This window comes from Streptococcus sp. k-378, assembly GCF_013277505.1.
Lineage (GTDB): Bacteria > Bacillota > Bacilli > Lactobacillales > Streptococcaceae > Streptococcus > Streptococcus pseudopneumoniae.
Genome location: NZ_VMNC01000171.1, coordinates 1 through 621, shown reverse-complemented (window position 1 = coordinate 621; position 621 = coordinate 1). Strand labels below are relative to the sequence as shown.

The 621-nt window shown below is 40.1% G+C and carries 1 protein-coding gene; it reads left to right on the top strand.

The features are described 5' to 3' along the window. Positions 1-421: LPXTG cell wall anchor domain-containing protein (locus HT719_RS11225; protein ID WP_172929242.1), on the top strand; the 421-nt coding region annotated here is incomplete at its 5' end. Positions 422-621 lie beyond the last annotated feature (200 nt).

The following is a 621-nucleotide window of genomic DNA, read 5'->3' as shown; positions in this document are numbered from 1 at the left end:
CGGCGCTCAAACTACAGGAGTTAAAGCAATTGAAGCAGTAAATCCAGTAGGTACAAGCAGTACGAATAGCGCAGGAAACGGTATTACACCACCAACTGTAGAAGTCCCAGCTTATACAGAACCAGTAGGCACAAGCAGTACAGCTGGTGACGGCAAGGTAGTTACGCCACCAACAGCAGAAGTCCCAGCCGGTAGTGTGAATGGTATTTCAGAAGAAATGCCAGCTCAGCCACATAAGGACGGCAGTGCTAATGAAATGTCAGATGGAACTCCAGTATCTGAAACTACAATAAATAAAGATCGACAACTTCCAAATACTGGTACAGCAGACTCTACAGTAGCTATGGTAGCAGCTGCAGCAAGTGCAGTACTTGGACTTGCTCTTGCAGGCCGTCGTCGTAAAGAAGACGAAGAAGCATAATTTATATATGAGTTAATCTAATCTTTTAGTAAAATTTGTATTTGATTTTATAGCTTATATAGAATTCCTTAAAAAAACTCTCCTAGTAGTCCATTGATTGCTAGGAGATTTTGGTTATTTGTCAATTATATAGGGTATTGAAACTGGAATAGTAGGACATGACTTCTGAAGCATTGTTAGAAATTAATACTCTTCGAAAA